This is a genomic window from Yoonia maricola (assembly GCF_002797915.1).
In the GTDB taxonomy this organism is placed as follows: Bacteria; Pseudomonadota; Alphaproteobacteria; order Rhodobacterales; family Rhodobacteraceae; genus Yoonia; species Yoonia maricola.
Map to the genome: position 1 here is coordinate 838,433 of NZ_PGTY01000001.1, position 16,868 is coordinate 855,300.

Annotated in this window: 19 protein-coding genes and 1 pseudogene; 13 read left to right on the plus strand and 7 right to left on the minus strand. The window is 57.6% G+C overall.

The window, feature by feature from the left end:
• Window positions 1-43: 43 nt before the first annotated feature.
• Genes sufB through iscR form a run of 3 tightly spaced genes read right to left on the minus strand, consistent with a single transcriptional unit; the run spans window position 44 to window position 3,132 of the window.
• Entirely contained in the window at window positions 44-1,567 is a 1,524-nt protein-coding gene (gene sufB / locus BC777_RS04180; protein WP_100366879.1) for a Fe-S cluster assembly protein SufB, read from the minus strand.
• 13 nt (window positions 1,568-1,580) lie between these two features.
• Window positions 1,581-2,612, minus strand: coding sequence for a cysteine desulfurase family protein (locus tag BC777_RS04185; protein ID WP_100366880.1), 1,032 nt, complete (start codon window positions 2,610-2,612; stop codon window positions 1,581-1,583).
• A gap of 55 nt (window positions 2,613-2,667) precedes the next feature.
• On the minus strand, window positions 2,668-3,132 hold the full coding sequence (iscR, locus tag BC777_RS04190; RefSeq protein WP_100366881.1) for a Fe-S cluster assembly transcriptional regulator IscR: 465 nt from the start codon (window positions 3,130-3,132) through the stop codon (window positions 2,668-2,670).
• A 170-nt stretch (window positions 3,133-3,302) separates the two neighbouring features.
• On the opposite strand from iscR, the gene BC777_RS04195 reads away from it, so the two are divergent.
• The 7 genes from BC777_RS04195 to BC777_RS04225 all read left to right on the plus strand — a co-directional run bounded on the left by BC777_RS04195 (window position 3,303) and on the right by BC777_RS04225 (window position 8,677).
• Entirely contained in the window at window positions 3,303-3,956 is a 654-nt protein-coding gene (locus tag BC777_RS04195; RefSeq protein ID WP_008236002.1) for an alpha/beta hydrolase, read from the plus strand.
• Window positions 3,957-3,962: 6 nt separating this feature from the next.
• Window positions 3,963-4,397 carry a hypothetical protein gene (locus BC777_RS19635; protein ID WP_311135466.1) on the plus strand — a complete coding sequence of 145 codons (435 nt, stop codon included), beginning with the start codon at window positions 3,963-3,965 and terminating at the stop codon, window positions 4,395-4,397.
• Window positions 4,397-4,993: an HD domain-containing protein gene (locus BC777_RS04205; protein ID WP_100366882.1), complete on the plus strand. Its 597-nt coding sequence runs from the start codon at window positions 4,397-4,399 to the stop codon at window positions 4,991-4,993. Before BC777_RS19635 ends, BC777_RS04205 begins: the two co-directional genes overlap by 1 nt.
• A 12-nt stretch (window positions 4,994-5,005) precedes the next feature.
• A complete protein-coding gene (locus BC777_RS04210) occupies window positions 5,006-5,383 on the plus strand; it encodes a GFA family protein (protein WP_100366883.1) in 378 nt (125 codons plus the stop codon).
• Window positions 5,384-5,480: 97 nt separating this feature from the next.
• Entirely contained in the window at window positions 5,481-7,559 is a 2,079-nt protein-coding gene (locus tag BC777_RS04215) for a DEAD/DEAH box helicase (protein WP_100366884.1), read from the plus strand.
• A 348-nt stretch (window positions 7,560-7,907) separates the two neighbouring features.
• Window positions 7,908-8,240, plus strand: coding sequence for a TfoX/Sxy family protein (locus tag BC777_RS04220; protein ID WP_100366885.1), 333 nt, complete (start codon window positions 7,908-7,910; stop codon window positions 8,238-8,240).
• 41 nt (window positions 8,241-8,281) lie between these two features.
• Complete coding sequence (locus tag BC777_RS04225) at window positions 8,282-8,677, plus strand: DUF4112 domain-containing protein (RefSeq protein ID WP_100367993.1); 396 nt, start codon at window positions 8,282-8,284, stop codon at window positions 8,675-8,677.
• A 51-nt stretch (window positions 8,678-8,728) separates the two neighbouring features.
• Here the strand turns inward: BC777_RS04225 and ndk are convergent, their stop codons facing one another.
• Window positions 8,729-9,151, minus strand: a complete 423-nt coding sequence (ndk, locus tag BC777_RS04230) for a nucleoside-diphosphate kinase (protein ID WP_100366886.1) — start codon at window positions 9,149-9,151, stop codon at window positions 8,729-8,731.
• 124 nt (window positions 9,152-9,275) lie between these two features.
• Between ndk and BC777_RS19735 the strand changes: the two are divergent.
• Both BC777_RS19735 and BC777_RS19740 read left to right on the plus strand, forming a co-directional pair.
• Window positions 9,276-9,950, plus strand: a pseudogene (locus BC777_RS19735) (MFS transporter); the annotation flags it as partial.
• Between the two features lie 109 nt (window positions 9,951-10,059).
• The gene (locus BC777_RS19740; RefSeq protein WP_446001707.1) at window positions 10,060-10,584 is read left to right on the plus strand and encodes an MFS transporter; all 525 of its coding nucleotides are present in this window, start codon (window positions 10,060-10,062) and stop codon (window positions 10,582-10,584) included.
• Here the strand turns inward: BC777_RS19740 and BC777_RS04240 are convergent.
• Entirely contained in the window at window positions 10,544-11,458 is a 915-nt protein-coding gene (locus BC777_RS04240) for a DMT family transporter (RefSeq protein ID WP_100366887.1), read from the minus strand. The two genes, BC777_RS19740 and BC777_RS04240, sit on opposite strands and share 41 nt — an antisense overlap.
• 83 nt (window positions 11,459-11,541) lie before the next feature.
• Between BC777_RS04240 and BC777_RS04245 the strand changes: the two genes are divergently transcribed.
• The 4 genes from BC777_RS04245 to BC777_RS04260 all read left to right on the plus strand — a co-directional run bounded on the left by BC777_RS04245 (window position 11,542) and on the right by BC777_RS04260 (window position 14,799).
• Window positions 11,542-13,395, plus strand: a complete 1,854-nt coding sequence (locus tag BC777_RS04245) for an ABC-F family ATP-binding cassette domain-containing protein (RefSeq protein WP_100366888.1) — start codon at window positions 11,542-11,544, stop codon at window positions 13,393-13,395.
• 87 nt (window positions 13,396-13,482) lie between these two features.
• On the plus strand, window positions 13,483-14,112 hold the full coding sequence (locus tag BC777_RS04250; protein ID WP_100366889.1) for a MarC family protein: 630 nt from the start codon (window positions 13,483-13,485) through the stop codon (window positions 14,110-14,112).
• A 16-nt stretch (window positions 14,113-14,128) separates the two neighbouring features.
• Complete coding sequence (locus BC777_RS04255) at window positions 14,129-14,707, plus strand: retropepsin-like aspartic protease family protein (RefSeq protein WP_100366890.1); 579 nt, start codon at window positions 14,129-14,131, stop codon at window positions 14,705-14,707.
• Window positions 14,704-14,799, plus strand: coding sequence for a DNA polymerase III subunit chi (locus BC777_RS04260; protein ID WP_100366891.1), 96 nt, complete (start codon window positions 14,704-14,706; stop codon window positions 14,797-14,799). The genes BC777_RS04255 and BC777_RS04260 overlap by 4 nt, the downstream gene beginning before the upstream one ends.
• 40 nt (window positions 14,800-14,839) lie before the next feature.
• On the opposite strand, the gene BC777_RS04265 is transcribed toward BC777_RS04260, so the two are convergent.
• Window positions 14,840-15,292, minus strand: coding sequence for a DNA polymerase III subunit chi (locus BC777_RS04265; RefSeq protein ID WP_100366892.1), 453 nt, complete (start codon window positions 15,290-15,292; stop codon window positions 14,840-14,842).
• Between the two features lie 2 nt (window positions 15,293-15,294).
• Entirely contained in the window at window positions 15,295-16,761 is a 1,467-nt protein-coding gene (locus BC777_RS04270) for a leucyl aminopeptidase (protein WP_100366893.1), read from the minus strand.
• Window positions 16,762-16,868 lie beyond the last annotated feature (107 nt).

Below are 16,868 nucleotides of genomic sequence, written 5' to 3' on the forward strand. Positions count from 1 at the left end.
GTGACAGAGACGCGACAAATATCTTGGTAAAACACTGGCATGGTCAGCCAACAGAGCCTTCCAGCGAAATAGCAACCAACGCCTGCGCTTCCATAGCGAATTCCATCGGCAGCGCTTGCAGCACTTCCTTACAGAACCCGTTTACGACCAGCGCGACCGCCTCCTCCTCGTCCATCCCGCGTGAGCGGCAATAGAAGAGTTGATCATCATCAACCTTGGATGTCGTTGCCTCATGCTCCACTCGGGACGAGTTATTCTTGACCTCGATGTAAGGCACCGTATGTGCCCCGCATTTATCACCAATCAGCAGGCTGTCGCACTGGGTATAGTTCCGCGAAGCTTTCGCCTTGGGATGCATCGACACAAGCCCGCGATAGGTGTTCTGCGCCTTACCCGCAGAAATCCCCTTGGACACAATCCGCGACTTCGTGTTCTTGCCCAGATGCACCATCTTTGTGCCGGTGTCGGCCTGCTGCATGTTGTTGGCAATCGCGATGGAATAGAATTCCCCCTGGCTGTCGTCGCCGCGCAGGATACAGCTTGGGTATTTCCATGTGACGGCAGAGCCGGTTTCGACCTGCGTCCACATCACCTTGGACCGGTCACCACGGCAATCGGCACGCTTGGTCACAAAATTATAGATGCCGCCGTTGCCATCCTCATCACCGGGGTACCAGTTCTGCACGGTGGAGTATTTTACCTCGGCGTCTTCCTCGACGATAATCTCAACCACAGCCGCGTGCAGTTGCGCCGTATCGCGCTTGGGCGCCGTGCAGCCTTCGAGGTAGGACACGTATGATCCCTTATCAGCAATGATCAGCGTCCGCTCAAACTGCCCCGTATTCTCGGCATTGATGCGGAAATAGGTAGACAGCTCCATCGGGCAGCGCACGCCCGGTGGAATGTAGACGAAGGACCCATCCGAAAAGACGGCCGAGTTCAGCGTCGCATAGAAATTGTCAGATGGCGGGACGACCGTACCAAGGTATTTTTTTACCAGTTCAGGGTGGTTCTCAATCGCCTCAGAGATAGAGCAGAAGATCACGCCAGCTTTCTTCAGCTCGGCCTGAAAGGTTGTCCCGACCGACACACTATCAAACACAGCATCAACAGCAACCTTACGGCCTTCTGCGGGCATGTCCTCGGCACCTTCGACACCGGCCAAAATAGCCTGCTCTTTCAATGGGATACCCAGCTTGGCGTAGGTCGCCAGCAGTTTCGGGTCCACATCATCCAAGGACTTTGGCTTTTCTTCCATGCTCTTGGGGCGAGCGTAGTAATAGATATCCTGAAAATCGATGTCAGGGTAGTTGACCATCGCCCATGTCGGCTCTTCAATCTTTTCCCAGCGTTCAAAGGCTGACAGACGCCAATCTGTCATCCATTGCGGCTCTTTGTTCTTGCTGGAAATCAGCTTGACGATATCGGTGTTCACGCCCTTTGGCGCGTACTCCATTTCAATCTCGGTTTCCCAGCCGTATTTGTAATTGCCCGAGAGTTCCTTGACCGCATCCACGGTCTCCTGATCAACGCCTTCTTTGACCTCAACGGTATCCAAAGCTGTCATCTTTTCTATCCTCTCAAGCGGCCCTGCGCCGCGCTCTTTTTTCGCTCCAGGCCTGCACAAAACGCATGACCTCATCTTCTGTCGTGTCGATGCCCAGTGACACGCGGATCGCGCTTGATGCCACCTCATCGTTCAGTCCCAGTGTCTGCAACACCCGGCTGGTTTTCACCTTGCCGCTGGAACAGGCAGAGCCTGCAGAGACAGCAAAACCAGCCAGATCCATCGCCATCACCTGTGTCTCACCCTTCCACCCCGGCGAGGAGAAACAGCTGGTGTTCGGCAGGCGATCAAACCCTTTCCTGATAAAAATAGTACTCTTTTCGGCGTCCTCAATGGCTGTTTCTAGAATATTTCTAAGTTTAGCAACCCGGTCCCATTTCCCCGCCGCCAAATCGGCCTGAGCCGCCACGGCGGCCGCACCCATACCAGCAATCGCAACCACGTTTTCGGTGCCAGAACGGCGGCCCATTTCCTGCCCACCACCTTTGATCTGCGCCAAAACATCAGTACCCTGCGGAAAGATCAGCGCACCAACACCTTTGGGCCCGCCAAACTTATGGGCCGATAAAAACACCATCCCCACCCCGGACCATGAAAAAGCGAAGGGAACCTTGCCAAACCCTTGTGTGATATCACTTACCGCCAAACCCTGCGGCAGGTCTTGCACGATGCCTGTCTCGGAATTCGCCAGTTGCATGGTCGACGCAGCGGGATCATCAACCTCCACAGCGCCATCAACCACAGTCAAAGACGGCTCAATCCATGCATGCACCGCATCATGTTCAATCGGGGCCGCCTTCAACGCACGGCCAGCCAAAGCTAGTGCCGCAGCCTCAGTCGCACCAGAGGTAAACACAACATCCGCACCAGAGGCCCCCACAGCATCCGCAATCTGCGCCCGCGCCGTCTCAACAATGCCCTTCGCCGCGCGACCCTCCGCATGCACAGAAGATGGATTGCCCACGACATCCATCGCCGCAATCATCACAGCACGGGCTTCTGCCCGCAAAGGCGTGGTCGCATTATGATCCAGATAGGCTCTCATATCTTCTCATGTTCCAAAATACCTCCGGGGAGCTGAAGGCGAGGGCAAAGCTCCATTAAGAGGTTTCATCAACCACTTCGAACAAGGCAGGCACCGCAGGGCACGGGGCCAATTCATTGCTCACGACGTCAGACAGCCGGGCCTGATGCAGAAACACATAAACATGCGCGCTTAGCCCTTCCCACAAACGGTTCGTCATCGACTGGGCACGCGACCCCGAGGCGGCACCAGATGCCCCTGCCCCTTTGTGCATCGCCGAAACGGTCTCATCCACTGCACCCAAGATCTCGGCCACGCGAATATCCGAGGCAGGACGTGCCAAGCGATAACCACCGCCCGGGCCACGCACAGAATCGACCAGCCCTGCACGACGCAGTTTTACAAAAAGCTGCTCAAGGTAGGGCAACGAGACATCCTGACGTTTGGAAATCTCCGTCAAATTGACCAGCGCGTCGCCCTCTTGCAGGGCCAGATCAGCCAAAGCAACCATCGCATAGCGGCCCTTGGTGCTTAATTTCATCGGCGTCCCCCCGCACACTGGTGCAATTTCATTGACTGCACGGTGCTGCATCATTACTTCACCGTGACCATCACAATTCAGGGCTCAGCCCTAGTTTAGAATCTTTCTAAGGTGTCCAAGCGTTTTCGTCAAGAATGCGACAGCCACCAACAGCAGTAACGGAAATACGCATGCCTGAAGTCATCTTTCCCGGACCCGAAGGTCGCCTTGAAGGGCGCTACCACCCACAAAAGGACCGGGACGCGCCAATTGCCATCGTACTGCACCCACATCCGCAATTTGGCGGGACCATGAATAATCGGGTCGTCTACAACCTGCACTACGCATTTTACAACATGGGTTTCACCGTACTGCGGTTCAACTTCCGTGGTGTCGGGCGTTCACAGGGCGAATATGACCAAGGCGTGGGGGAGCTGTCAGATGCAGCCTCTGCACTCGATTACCTGCAATCAATGAACAATAACGCCAAACACTGCTGGGTTGCTGGTTTCTCTTTTGGCGCGTGGATCGGGATGCAGCTTTTGATGCGGCGTCCGGAAATCACTGGCTTTATCTCAGTCAGCCCACCGGCGAATATGTATGACTTCAGCTTTCTGGCACCCTGCCCGTCCTCTGGTCTGATCATCAACGGTTCCAACGACCGCGTGGCGCCTCCTGCCGATACAGTCAGCCTTGTAAACAAATTACACGAGCAAAAAGGCATCACGATCACACACGATGAAATGGAAGGTGCTGGTCATTTCTTTGAAGACCCACACATGGACCCCATGATCGACACCGTACGCACCTACGTGCGCCGCCGCCTGACAGAGAACACGCGGTAGTGAACCATGGCTGATAGTTACGTCGAACGCGTTGCAGGTGAATTGGCTGATCTCGCGCTGGCAGACGCCGCAGCCTCTGGTGATCAAAACATCGTCGACACGATTGGCGAAATCCTTGGGTCGTCTTCGCAAACGCTGCAAGAGGCGTTCCTGACAGCCGTACGCGTGCGCCGCGCCGAAGCCCGCGCGCGCGAACTTTTGGCCACACGTGCAGGCAAGCCTGCCAAGGTCAAATCGCGGATGATCACAACTGACGCCGCAGAAGACGCCATCGCAATGCCAGATAGCACGGAAGAACCCGCACCAGAGCCGGAACCACAAAGCGAAGAAGACGCCGCATTCGCAGACGTGCTTAGCACGCTCGATGAATTCTTGCAGACAGACGATGCCGACAGCGACGACAAGCCAAACATCTCCCCTAAAAAACCCTCCCGCGGCTGATGGCAAGTGTAGTGACGCGGATCGACGCGCAACTCGCCTTCCTGACCGAGGCTGACAAACTTAAGTCCGTTGTGCGCGGCACAACACTTTGCGATGGATCGCGGCGCGAGAATTCGGGCGAACATAGCTGGCACATCGCCCTTTATGCGATGGTGTTGGCCGAACATGCCAATCGACCCATCAACATCGACCGGGTGATCAAGATGCTGTTGATCCATGACATCGTGGAAATTGACGCAGGCGACAACCCGATCCACGGGGGCCATGACCCCGCCAAGATGGAGGCGATTGAACAAGCCGCCGCCGACCGCATCTTTGGCCTGCTGCCCCCCGATCAAGCGCAGGCCTTCCGCGCGCTTTGGGATGAATTCGAAGCGGCGCAGAGTAACGACGCCATCTTCGCCAAATCCATCGACAGGGTGCAGCCCGTGGTTTCAAACCTTGAAACAGACGGCGGGACCTGGCCAGAGTACAATGTGACTGCTGAGCAGCTGCAGACACGGGTCGGCGTCAAAGTACAAAAAGGCGCACCAGCCATCTGGGCGGCGCTCAAGGCGCGCATTGACGACTGGTTTGTGCGTAACACTGCAAACTGAGGGAGGCCTGCCATGACAAAGCATATCGGCGGATGCCTTTGTGGTGCGATCCGCTTTGTTGCCCGCGGCAAACCTCTCCGTGTCGGTATCTGTCACTGTATGGATTGCCGCAAACACCATGGTGCTGTTTTCTTTGCTGCCGCGATCTTTCAACGCGACGCCGTCACCATCACCGGAAAAACCCGCCATTATGACGGGCGGCATTTCTGCCCCAAATGCGGGGCGTCCGTCTTTGCCGAGAGTGGTGTCGAGATCGAATTGCATCTGGGCGCTTTTGATGCGCCCAACCAATTTGTGCCCACCTATGAAATCTGGACCGAGCGCCGCGAGGACTGGCTGCCACCGTTCTCCGGAATGACGTCGCTTCCTAATGATAACATCGACACATGACCCGGCGTCCCGGCAACCGTTTTGCGTGATTGCCCCTATACAAACACCAATCACAGGCGTAGGGCGCAGGTCTGACGCCGCCAGAAAGCCCTGACCCATGATCACGACCCTCGCCGATGCCCTTGCCAAACAAGGCTATACTGACCTGACACCCGTGCAAGAGGCTGTCACTGATGAGGCACTTGTCGGTCAGGACTTGTTGGTATCTGCGCAAACCGGATCTGGTAAAACCGTGGGCTTTGGTCTGGCGATTGGCCCGACGATCCTGGCCGAAGACGGCACATTTGGCCCCGCAGGTCGCCCCCACGCACTGATCATCGCGCCCACGCGTGAGCTGGCCTTGCAGGTCAAGCGCGAGTTGCAGTGGCTCTATGCTGGTGCTGGCGCCACACTTGCTTCTTGTGTCGGGGGCATGGATTTCCGCGATGAACGGCGCAGCCTTGAACGTGGCGCGCATATCGTTGTGGCCACACCGGGCCGTCTGCGCGACCATATCATGCGCGGCACGATTGATCTGTCTGATATCAAAGCCGTGGTGCTGGATGAAGCAGATGAAATGCTTGATCTGGGGTTCCGCGAAGACCTCGAATTCATCCTTGGCGAAGCACCAGCGACACGCCGCACCTTGATGTTCTCGGCTACCGTGCCGCCAATGATCGCTACCCTGGCAAAATCATACCAGCGCGACGCTGTGCGCATCGCCACGGCCACCAAAGAAAAACAACACAGCGATATCGAATACCGCGCGTTGTCTGTCGCCAACCACGACATCGACGCCGCCATCATCAATGTCTTACGCTATTACGACGCCCCCAACGCTATCGTTTTCGCCAACACCCGCGCGATGGTGACACGTTTGACGACGCGGCTGTCGAACCGGGGGTTCTCCGTTGTGGCTCTGTCCGGCGAACTCACCCAATCAGAACGCTCCAACGCGTTGCAAGCCATGCGCGACGGGCGTGCCAAGGTTTGTGTGGCAACAGATGTGGCCGCACGCGGCATTGACCTGCCCAACCTCGAACTGGTGATCCACGCCGAACTGCCCACCAATGCCGAAACGCTGCTGCACCGCTCAGGCCGTACCGGTCGTGCCGGGCGCAAGGGCATCTCGGCCATGATTGTGCCTGCAAAGATGAAACGGCGCGGTGAAAACCTGCTCAAATGGGGCAAGCTAACGGCCACTTGGGCGACACCACCCACAGCCGAGGACGTCAGCGCCAAGGACGAAGAACGCCTGCTGACCGACGAAGTATGGTCCGCCGACTTCACCGAAGACGAACACGCCTTCGCTAAGCGTCTGTTGGAACAACACGACGCAGAAAAAATAGCCGCGGCCTATCTGCGGCTTTATGCGGGCAAGCAATCCGCCCCCGAGTTCATCTCAGAATACAAAGACGGCTCTGCCGCCAAAGAACGCAAGCCGCGCGAGGCGAAATCCTTTGGCCCCTCCAAATGGTTCAGTGTCGACATTGGCCGCGAAGGTAAGGCCGAGGCGCGCTGGCTGCTCCCTATGATCTGTAAGGCGGGTGGGATCACGAAGAACGAAATCGGCGCGATCCGCATTCAACCTAATGAGACCTTCATCGAAATCTCTGCCCCTGCGGTCCCCGGTTTTCTGAAATCCGTTGGCAGCGACATGAAGCTGGAAAACCAAGGCACGTTAAAAGCGCTCGACGGCGCGCCGCAACTGGGCGAACGCGGGCCGCGCAAGACCAAGCGCGACTATGATGATAGGCCCAAACAAAGCGGCAAACCGAAACGGGACTACGGCGACAAGCCCAAGCGCCACGCACCGCGCGATCAGGCTGCCCCGCCGCCATCGCAGCAGAAAGATGTCGCGGCAATCCAACCCATTCCCGGTGCCGCCGATGACTATAAAGGCCGTAAGCCGCGCCATAAACCAGCCCGCCGTGACCATGGCGAAGCGCTGACTGAAAAGCGTGGCAAGCCGCCGCACAAGGGCAAATCCGATGGGAAAAAACCTGCCGGTAAGGGTAAATCAGGTTACAACTCTGACACAAAACCGCGCAGCGGTGGCGGTGGCAAGCCGGGTGGAAAGCCTGCCGGTAACGCCAAAGACACCTCTAAACGGTTCGTCCCACCGGGCGGAAAATCTAAGCCTCGTAAGGGTTTAGGTAAAGGTGGGAATGCTGCACCCCGGCGCGGTAAATCGTAAAACCCGACCCATTGGTCACATTTTTGTCACGTCACAAGCATGTTGAGGGCACACCCCTCTCGTCAGATTGGCGCTACGTTCAGTAGTGTAAAGTCACGAGCAAGCTAAAGGACCAGACAAATGGCCACAGCAAAACCCAATACCCCACCTGCCCCTGCAGCGCCAAAACCTGCGACGCCGGCACCGCAAGCGCAGACCAAACCGCAGACACCCGTTTATACTGATTTTGCGAGTATCTAAGGGTTACAAGACGTCTATTGGCCAGTGAGGCCGCTGCCGTAGGGTCGCCCTCCCAGATCCGCCACTGACCTCACTGGCCTTTTTTCTGCGTTCCCGTAAAATCGGGATATGGCAGAGCTGACATCCATCAAAAACATCGGCCCCGCGTTTGAGGCATCGTTGAAATCCGTGGGGATAAGCACCGCCGAAGAGCTACGCGCGCTTGGCGCTGATGCCGCCTATGCGAAACTGCTCGAAGGCGGCTCTAAACCTCATTTCATCGGCTACTACGTGCTGCACATGGCGCTTCAAGGTCGCCCTTGGAACGACTGCAAGGGCGAAGAAAAGAAGGCCCTGCGCAGAAGCTTTGACAAGATCAAAGCAAGTAGTTTTGACGAAAATCGCTCCGAACTGGAACGGTTTCTGAACCAGATTGGCGTAATCGAAGCACCACAAAAGTGAATACCCTTTACATTGACACATTACCCCGCTATGTTAATGGTATGAACATAGAGCAAAACATTGATTTAGAACTCGCACGGCTGCGCAACGTCGCGTGGCGCATGGACGCCCTTTTCTACGTCCCCCGCACCAATATTTCTGTGGGTCTGGATAACATCGTGGGTCTTGTCCCTGTCATAGGTGATGCACTAACAGCCCTGCCATCGCTTTGGCTGATCAACGAGGCGCGTAAACTGGGCGCATCGCCCGGCACGCTGGCCTATATGACGCTAAACACAGTGCTCGACTTCTTTGTCGGTATGGTCCCGGTGGTCGGGGATATCTTCGATGTCATCTACAACGCAAATATCCGCAATTACCGTGCGTTAGAGCGCAATCTTAACAAAAAAGCCGCCCACGCCAAAACGGTGCAGACGGCTCAAATTGCATATGCATAGGTCGGGGCAGGCCCCGACCTACGTAGGCCGGGGCCTGCCCCGGCGTATCGCTTAACCGACCAGCTCAAGCCCTGAGAAGAAGAACGCGATCTCTTCTGCGGCTGTCTCCGGCGCGTCGGATCCGTGGACTGAGTTTTCACCGATGGACAGCGCAAATTCCTTACGGATCGTGCCGGGTGCGGCGTCTTCGGGGTTTGTTGCCCCCATGACTTCACGGTTCTTCGCAATCGCGTCTTCGCCTTCCAGCACCTGCACAACAATCGGCTCAGAGATCATGAATTCACACAATTCGTCAAAGAACGGGCGCTCGGAGTGTACGCCATAAAACTGCTGCGCCTGTGCCAACGTCAGCTGGATACGCTTGGAGGCCACGATGCGCAGACCTGCTTCTTCGAACTTGGCCACGATCTGGCCTGTCAGATTACGCTTTGTCGCGTCGGGTTTGATGATAGAAAAAGTACGCTGAATAGCCATGTGAAGCCTCTTGGTTTTGACGGACGGATTGGCCCGGTGAAATGATGGCTGCGCCCTACCATGCACATCTGGACATGAAAAGCCGTCATTTACGCCAACCCTTTGGCTGGGCTAGCCTTGGTACATGTGGGCCCTTTTAAAACATCAGGTCTTTGGCCGCCTTTTTGCAGCGCAAGTCGTCGCGCTCCTCGGCACAGGGCTGTTGACCGTGGCACTTGGCCTCTTGGCTTTCGATCTGGCCGGTGCCACCGCCGGTGCTGTTCTCGGGATCGCCTACACAATCAAAATGGTGGCCTATGTCGGCCTTTCCCCAGTAGCAGTGGCGTTGGTGGCAAACCTGCCCCGTCGTCCCATTCTGATTACCGCTGATCTGGCGCGCGCTACCGTTGCCCTCTCACTCCCCTTCATCACTGAGGTCTGGCAAGTCTATGTTGCGATCTTCCTGCTGCAGGCCGCCTCGGCAACCTTCACACCGACGTTTCAGGCAACAATTCCCGATGTGCTGCCCGATGAGGACGACTATTCGCGCGCGCTATCGCTGTCGCGGCTTGCCTATGACATCGAAAACCTGATCAGCCCCGCCTTTGCTGGGGTCCTTTTGTTGATCATCAACTATCATTGGCTCTTTGGTGGCACGGTCATCGGTTTTCTCTTCTCCGCCCTGTTAATCCTCGGTACTGCCCTACCCGTGCGCAAACCAAGCAAGGAACTCCCGTTTCGCAGCCGTCTGACGCGTGGCATCCGCATATATCTGGCAACACCGCGCCTTCGCGGCTTGCTTGCGCTGACGCTCACCGGCGCAGCTGCCAGCGCCTTTGTTATCGTAAACACGGTGGTCGTTGTCCGTAGCGGCTTTAGTGGCACGGACCGAGATGTCGCTTGCACTGGCCTGTTTTGGTGCAGGCTCCATGCTCGCGGCACTCGCCCTGCCCGGCCTGCTCAAACGGCTCAGCGACAGGCCGGTAATGCTGTTTGGTGCATCACTACTGACCGTGCTGATGCTCGGACAGGCGTTCCTTACGCCAAGTTGGCCTATCTTTCTGATACTCTGGGCGTTGACCGGCATCGGCTACTCAACCACCTTGACACCGCAGGGTCGCCTGTTGCGCAGGTCTGCGCATGTTGATGACCGCCCCGCGGTCTTTACGGCGCAATTTGCCTTATCTCACGCATGTTGGCTGGTAACATACCCATTGGCTGGACACGCCATGACCGCATGGGGCATGGGGCCAGCGCTGGGTCTTCTTGGCGTTTTGGGCGCTGTTGGCGTCACGCTTGCGCTCAAACTCTGGCCCGAAGGCGATCCGGTTGTGGTGCCCCATACGCACACCGACCTGCCGGACGATCACCCACATGTCAAAGAACACGGGCGCAAACATGCGCATGCCTACGTTATTGATGACGCGCACCACGTCTGGCCGACAAACGGCTAGCGTCAGGCAAGAATTCAAGCACGCCAGCAATCAACACCAACGCCCCACCGATCAGTTCAACACCCGATAGGTGTTCCCCAGCAATCATAGCTGCGGAGAGTACGCTCACGACCACCTCTGACATCAACAGGATACCCACCCGTGCCGGTTCAAGTTTTGTGGTCGCCCAAAGCAACCCGATGATTGACACAACCCACCATAAGACTCCGGTGAAAACCACCCAGGACACAATAGCAAATGGATCAGCCAGCCTCTCAAAATCGGGGATCGGCGCAAGCATGGGTGCCAAGATCAACCCTCCCACAAGAGCGCCGACAGCGAAAAGGAAAGTGCTCTCTGCTGGTCCAGCCGCAGACTTAACCTTGATGCCGATAGAGGCGACAGCCCAGGCAAACCCACTGGCAAGCCCCAACCATTCGCCCAAACCACGCGGGACCGGCACTTCACCATCCGCACCCAAAATAAGCACCAAACCCACGATGCCTGCGAGCAAGGCCGCGACACGCGACCGGGTGATTGGCCAACCCAACAGGTAGCGCCCGATGATCGTGCTCCAAACCGGCGTCAGGTAGAATAGGATAACAATGATAGCGACGCGGCCATAAAGCAGTCCGAGCGAATAAAACATCAACGAACACCCGCCCAGAATGAGTGAGGCGATTGCCATCGGGTGCGACGCAAATAACACCTTACGCCGCCGCCATCCCCAAGGTGCCAGGCAAATGGCGCCCACGACCATGATCGCGACAGTACCCCACGGCCCCGTGAACCCAAGCGCATCAATCTGGCGCAATGGTAACCAGTAAAAGCCCCAAAGAACGCCAAAACCAATCACGATCAAGCTCGCCAGAATAACGGTCCGATTGCTGTCCATTCTGCGTGCTTAAACACAGCAAAACCAAAGCGCCACAAAAACAGCCAATTGACCCCGCACAAAGGATCAAGCATAGCCGCCTCATGCTCAAGATTTCAGACATCACATACTCCGTCGAAGGCCGCACGCTGGTCGAACATGCGACCGTGACCATTCCCGCCGGGCACAAGGTGGGGCTTGTAGGCCGCAACGGTTCCGGCAAGACAACGCTGTTCCGCGTGATCCGGGGCGAGATGGTGCTGGACACGGGCAATGTGAGTATCCCCAAGGGGTGGAAAATCGGCGGCGTCAGCCAAGAGGTGCCGGGCAACGAAGTCTCGCTTATCAACACCGTCCTGCGCGCCGACACTGAACGTGAAGCGCTGCTGGCAGAGGCCGAAACCGCCACTGACCCTGCCCGCATCGCAGAAGTCCAGACGCGTCTGGCAGATATCGAGGCATGGTCGGCCGAGGCCCGCGCGGCCACCATCCTGCGCGGCCTTGGCTTTACCCATGAAGAACAGCAAATGCCCTGCTCTGCCTTCTCCGGCGGTTGGCGCATGCGTGTGGCTTTGGCGGCTGTTCTCTTCTCCGAACCCGACCTTTTGCTGTTGGACGAGCCGACAAACTATCTCGACCTCGAAGGCGCGCTTTGGCTCGAGGCTTATCTCGTCAAATACCCCCATACCGTGCTGATCGTCAGCCACGATCGCGAGCTGCTCAACCGTTCCGTCGGCGGCATCTTGCACCTCGAAGACAAGGGGCTGATCTACTACACCGGACCCTACGACACATTCGCCAAACAACGCGCGGCGAACCGGGCTGTGCAAGCGGCAGCGGCCAAGAAACAAGATGCACAACGCCAACATCTGCAAGCCTTTGTGGATCGGTTCAAAGCCAAGGCGTCCAAGGCGAAACAAGCGCAGTCCCGCGTCAAGATGCTGGAAAAAATGGAAACCATCCGCGCGCCCGAGGACGCCGCACGGACCGTTTTCACCTTCCCCGAACCCGAAGAACTCTCGCCACCCATCATCGCAACCGAAGGTGCTGCTGTCGGCTATGGCAACAATATCGTCCTGCATGACCTGAACCTGCGCATCGATCAGGACGACCGCATCGCCCTTCTGGGCCGCAACGGCGAAGGCAAATCAACGCTGTCGAAAATGCTGTCGGACCGACTGCCCATCGCACGCGGCAAGATGGTGACATCGAACAAACTGCGCATCGGCTTTTTCGCGCAACACCAGGTGGATGAGCTGCGGATCGAGGAAACCCCGCTCGACCACCTGTTCCGCGAACGCCCGGGCGAAGGCCAAGCCAAACTGCGCGCCCGCCTTGCCGGTTTCGGGCTGGGGGCAGACCAAGCCGATACCGCAGTGGGTCGCCTCTCTGGCGGCCAAAAAGCACGCCTCTCTTTGTTGCTGGCCACCCTGCCCGCGCCGCATCTGCTAATCCTGGACGAGCCGACAAACCACCTCGACATTGAGTCCCGCGAAGCGCTGGTCGAGGCGCTGACGGCCTATTCCGGCGCCGTCATTCTGGTCAGCCATGACATGCACCTTCTCAGCATGGTCGCCGACCGGCTGTGGCTGGTCAAAGACGGGCACGTGAACCCTTATGACGAAGACCTTCAAGCCTATCGCAAGATGCTGCTGACACCAGAAAAGCCGCGCGAAAAAGACAAGCCTGCTCCGGTCAAGACGGCCAAGCCCTCACGCGAAGCACTTATGGCGCTGCGATCCGACGTGCGCAAAAACGAAGAGCGGGTCAAAAAGATCAATGACATGCGCGACAAGCTGGCCAAAAAGCTTGCCGATCCTGTCCTCTACGAAGATGGCAAAGCAGGCGAGTTGGCGACATGGAACAAGAAATACGCCGAAGTCATGGACGGCCTCGAACGCGCTGAAACCATGTGGATGGCAGCGCTTGAAAAGCTCGAGAAAGCGGAGAAAAGCTGACCCCCCTCTTTCTTCGTCCAATCAAACTTCCGCCGGAGGCATCACAGCGCTTGCGTCCAAGCGCCAGCATCTGTCAGACAGAATACCATGACCGAACTTCCAGCCCTGATCGCGGCCTTCACCACGCTTTTCATCATCATTGATCCGCCAGGTCTGGCACCCGTGTTCATCGCGCTGACCCAAGGCATGGATGCCGCGCAAAGGCGTGCCATCGCGATCCGGGCGTTCATGGTGGCTGCAGGCCTCATGATGGTGTTCCTGCTGCTGGGCGAGGCCGTGCTGGGCTTTGTCGGCATCTCAATGGATGCATTCCGCATTGCAGGCGGAATCCTGTTGTTTCTCACAGCACTCGACATGCTCTTCCAACGCAGACAAGCACGGCGCGAAGATCAAGCCAGCGAAGGACAAGCCGAACACGAAGATGACCCTTCTGTCTTTCCCCTTGCTTTGCCCCTCATCGTCGGGCCCGGCGCGATCACGACCGTGATCCTACTGGCGGGCGAAGCACAAGGCGCCGCTGATATAGCCGCTATCGCTGGTATCATTGTCGCAGTGCTGTTTATTGTGCTTCTGGCCTTCCTCGCCGCCCCGGCGATTGAACGGGCCTTGGGCAAAACCGGGCTCAACATCGTGACCCGCGTGCTGGGCATGTTGCTGGCCGCCTTGGCCGTGCAATTCGTGCTTGATGGTTTACGGGGTTTTGGGATCGGCGGCTAAGGCCTATATAGACACCATGAGCACAGACCAAATCATGCAATTGACCTATCTTGTCCTGCTGGGGGCCGCCATTGCCGGTTCTGCTATCGTGGCGGGCCGCAAGAACATGGGTAAAATGGCACAACAAGCCGCAGTCTGGGCGCTGATCTTTATCGGCGCCATCGGCGCATATGGGCTTTGGGAGGACATCAGCAACGATGTAAACCCGCGTCAGGCTATTATTGACAGCAGCACAGTCGCTGTCCCACGCGGCAACGACGGGCACTATCACCTGACGCTTGAAATCAACAACGTGCCAATCGCATTCGTCATAGATACCGGGGCCAGTCAGGTTGTTCTGACAGAGCAAGATGCAGCTCTGATTGGAATTGACCCTGCGTCCTTGACCTATTCGAGCTTTGCCAACACCGCCAATGGCGTCGTATCGACTGCCCCCGTGACATTGGATGAAGTTGTGCTCGGTGACATCACAGATCGCAGCGTCCCCGCGGTCGTCAACGGTGGGGAAATGGATGTGTCCTTGCTGGGCATGACATATCTGGGACTTTATAACCGGATCGAGATTTCAAACGGACAATTGGTGCTGAACCGATGATCCGCACCTTCGCCCTCCTCATCCTGCTCGCCGCCTGCGAGGCGCAACCGGCGCAACTGCCCGAAGGTTTCGACTCCAGCTTCGCGTTCTAGGCCTTAGCCGTACCACAGGTAAGGTGGATCATGATCCACCTTACTTTTCCGCCTTCTTCGTCCACCGTCCGCCCTCTTGGGCCCAGTATTGCGCCGTGCACCCAGCCTCGGTTAGCGCTTTCCACTGCCCGCGCGCCGTCTCAAGCGCGACCTCGTCATGTCCGTCGAACAGAATACACGTCCGCTCCAACGTCTGCACCTCATCCGCGGCCACCGCGGCGCCACCCACGCTCATCACGCAACCGAAACCATCAATGGGCCCATCACCTAACAGAACCGGTTGGTCTGCATCATGCGGCCCACCGGCCAGACCATGCGGCTGAAACTGATCCTCCGGCCCCTGCCACAGCACATCATCCAACCGCTTCAATAGTGCCGCATCCTGCCCCCGCACCAGAACACGCCAGCCCGCGCCGCGGGCCTTGCCGATCAGCATCGGCAAGGTTGCCTCCAACGGGCTATCGGTCAGGTGATAAAAGAACGCAGCGCCCAAGTTTAGCCCTCGTATTTATCCGCGATCAACCGGTTCAGCGCCATCACACCCCAGCCCGTCGCCCCCGCAGGTGCCAGTCCGGTTTCCTTTTTCACACTGGCGGTCCCAGCAATATCCAAATGCGCCCAAGGTACATCGTCTTTCACAAAGCGCTGCAAGAACTGTGCCGCTGTAATGGAGCCGGCCATGCGGCCACCGACATTCTTCATGTCGGCGATCCGCGACTTCAGCAAGTCATCGTAAGCAGGCGCCATAGGCATGCGCCAAGCACCCTCGCCTTCAGCCTTGGCAGCCTTCAGAAACGCATCGCTCAATTCATCGGAGTTCGAAAACAGCCCCGCATTTTCATGCCCCAAAGCCACGAGGATCGCCCCCGTCAAGGTCGCCAGATTGATCATGCCAACCGGTTTGAACCGCTCTTGCGCGTACCACAGTACATCAGCCAGCACCAAACGGCCCTCGGCGTCAGTGTTGATGATCTCGACCGTGTCACCCTTCATCGACTTGACCACATCGCCCGGACGCGTCGCATTGCCCGACGGCATATTCTCGACCAGCCCGACAAGCCCCACGACATTGGCCTTGGCTTTGCGCAGCGCCAATGTGCGCATCACACCGGCCACAACACCCGCGCCGCCCATATCCATGGTCATATCTTCCATGCCGCCTGCCGGTTTCAGGCTGATCCCGCCCGTATCAAAAACGACACCTTTACCGACCAGCGCAAAGGGTGCTTCCTTACCGCCGCCATTCCATGACATGACAACAACCTTGGATGGGCTGACCGAGCCTTGGCCCACGCTCAACAGCGTACGCATCCCCAGCTTGGCAAGTTCATCCTCTTCGAGGATTTCAACATCGAGACCCAATTCCTGCATCGCCGCGAGGCGGGCTGCAAAGTCATCTGTTGTCAGCACATTCGCGGGTTCGTTGGTCAGATCGCGGGTGAAGAAGACACCTTCCGCGATCGCCGCCATCGGAGCAGCTGATTTCGCCACGTCTTCCGGCTTGGACACCATAAAGCTCACACTCCCAGCGGGCTTGCTGTCGCCTGTTTTATGCGCATCGAACTTATATCCACGCAGCGCCAATCCCAGTGCGATCTCGTCCGCGCGCATAATTGTACCTGCCAGAACCAACAGATCCTTGCCGCCCTGTGCCTTGGCCAGTTGCGCGCCAGCCTTGCGCGCCTCTTGGCTGCTCGGCCTGCGGCCCAGTTTGACCACGCAAACCGCAGCTGCCGCCATACCGCCGGGATAGCCCAGCGATGATACATCCCCGGCTGCCATCTTCTCAAAAGCCGCACTCTCCAAAAACCGTGCCAGCGCTTTGCGCGTCAGCGTGTTCACCTTGCGCGCACCGGCGTCCAGCTTGCCATCGGTATCGACAAAAACGACCACCTTGCCGGGGGCGTCAGCCACCGCATCTAAATCAACCTCTTTGAACTGAATTTCGGCGGGTGTGGTCATGGTAGCTCCTGTCGGAATAAGTGTCTGTCCGCCAATAGGTAGCCCGCACCCACCCTATTGACCAGATAGCTGTTGGGTCCGCTGCATGGTTAGGCTAGTTTGCATAC

What these genes read in the sequence shown, in the direction of transcription:
- BC777_RS04185 (WP_100366880.1), bottom strand. Translation starts at nt 2,612, where the DNA reads ATGAGAGCCTATCTGGATCATAATGCGACCACGCCTTTGCGGGCAGAA.
- BC777_RS04240 (WP_100366887.1), bottom strand. Translation starts at nt 11,458, where the DNA reads ATGGACAGCAATCGGACCGTTATTCTGGCGAGCTTGATCGTGATTGGT.
- BC777_RS19635 (WP_311135466.1), top strand. Translation starts at nt 3,963, where the DNA reads ATGGCTGATAGTTACGTCGAACGCGTTGCAGGTGAATTGGCTGATCTC.
- iscR (WP_100366881.1), bottom strand. Translation starts at nt 3,132, where the DNA reads ATGAAATTAAGCACCAAGGGCCGCTATGCGATGGTTGCTTTGGCTGAT.
- BC777_RS04250 (WP_100366889.1), top strand. Translation starts at nt 13,483, where the DNA reads ATGACCGAACTTCCAGCCCTGATCGCGGCCTTCACCACGCTTTTCATC.
- BC777_RS04270 (WP_100366893.1), bottom strand. Translation starts at nt 16,761, where the DNA reads ATGACCACACCCGCCGAAATTCAGTTCAAAGAGGTTGATTTAGATGCG.
- BC777_RS04260 (WP_100366891.1), top strand. Translation starts at nt 14,704, where the DNA reads ATGATCCGCACCTTCGCCCTCCTCATCCTGCTCGCCGCCTGCGAGGCG.
- BC777_RS04225 (WP_100367993.1), top strand. Translation starts at nt 8,282, where the DNA reads ATGAACATAGAGCAAAACATTGATTTAGAACTCGCACGGCTGCGCAAC.
- sufB (WP_100366879.1), bottom strand. Translation starts at nt 1,567, where the DNA reads ATGACAGCTTTGGATACCGTTGAGGTCAAAGAAGGCGTTGATCAGGAG.
- BC777_RS04205 (WP_100366882.1), top strand. Translation starts at nt 4,397, where the DNA reads ATGGCAAGTGTAGTGACGCGGATCGACGCGCAACTCGCCTTCCTGACC.
- BC777_RS04245 (WP_100366888.1), top strand. Translation starts at nt 11,542, where the DNA reads ATGCTCAAGATTTCAGACATCACATACTCCGTCGAAGGCCGCACGCTG.
- BC777_RS19740 (WP_446001707.1), top strand. Translation starts at nt 10,060, where the DNA reads ATGCTCGCGGCACTCGCCCTGCCCGGCCTGCTCAAACGGCTCAGCGAC.
- ndk (WP_100366886.1), bottom strand. Translation starts at nt 9,151, where the DNA reads ATGGCTATTCAGCGTACTTTTTCTATCATCAAACCCGACGCGACAAAG.
- BC777_RS04210 (WP_100366883.1), top strand. Translation starts at nt 5,006, where the DNA reads ATGACAAAGCATATCGGCGGATGCCTTTGTGGTGCGATCCGCTTTGTT.
- BC777_RS04195 (WP_008236002.1), top strand. Translation starts at nt 3,303, where the DNA reads ATGCCTGAAGTCATCTTTCCCGGACCCGAAGGTCGCCTTGAAGGGCGC.
- BC777_RS04215 (WP_100366884.1), top strand. Translation starts at nt 5,481, where the DNA reads ATGATCACGACCCTCGCCGATGCCCTTGCCAAACAAGGCTATACTGAC.
- BC777_RS04220 (WP_100366885.1), top strand. Translation starts at nt 7,908, where the DNA reads ATGGCAGAGCTGACATCCATCAAAAACATCGGCCCCGCGTTTGAGGCA.
- BC777_RS04255 (WP_100366890.1), top strand. Translation starts at nt 14,129, where the DNA reads ATGAGCACAGACCAAATCATGCAATTGACCTATCTTGTCCTGCTGGGG.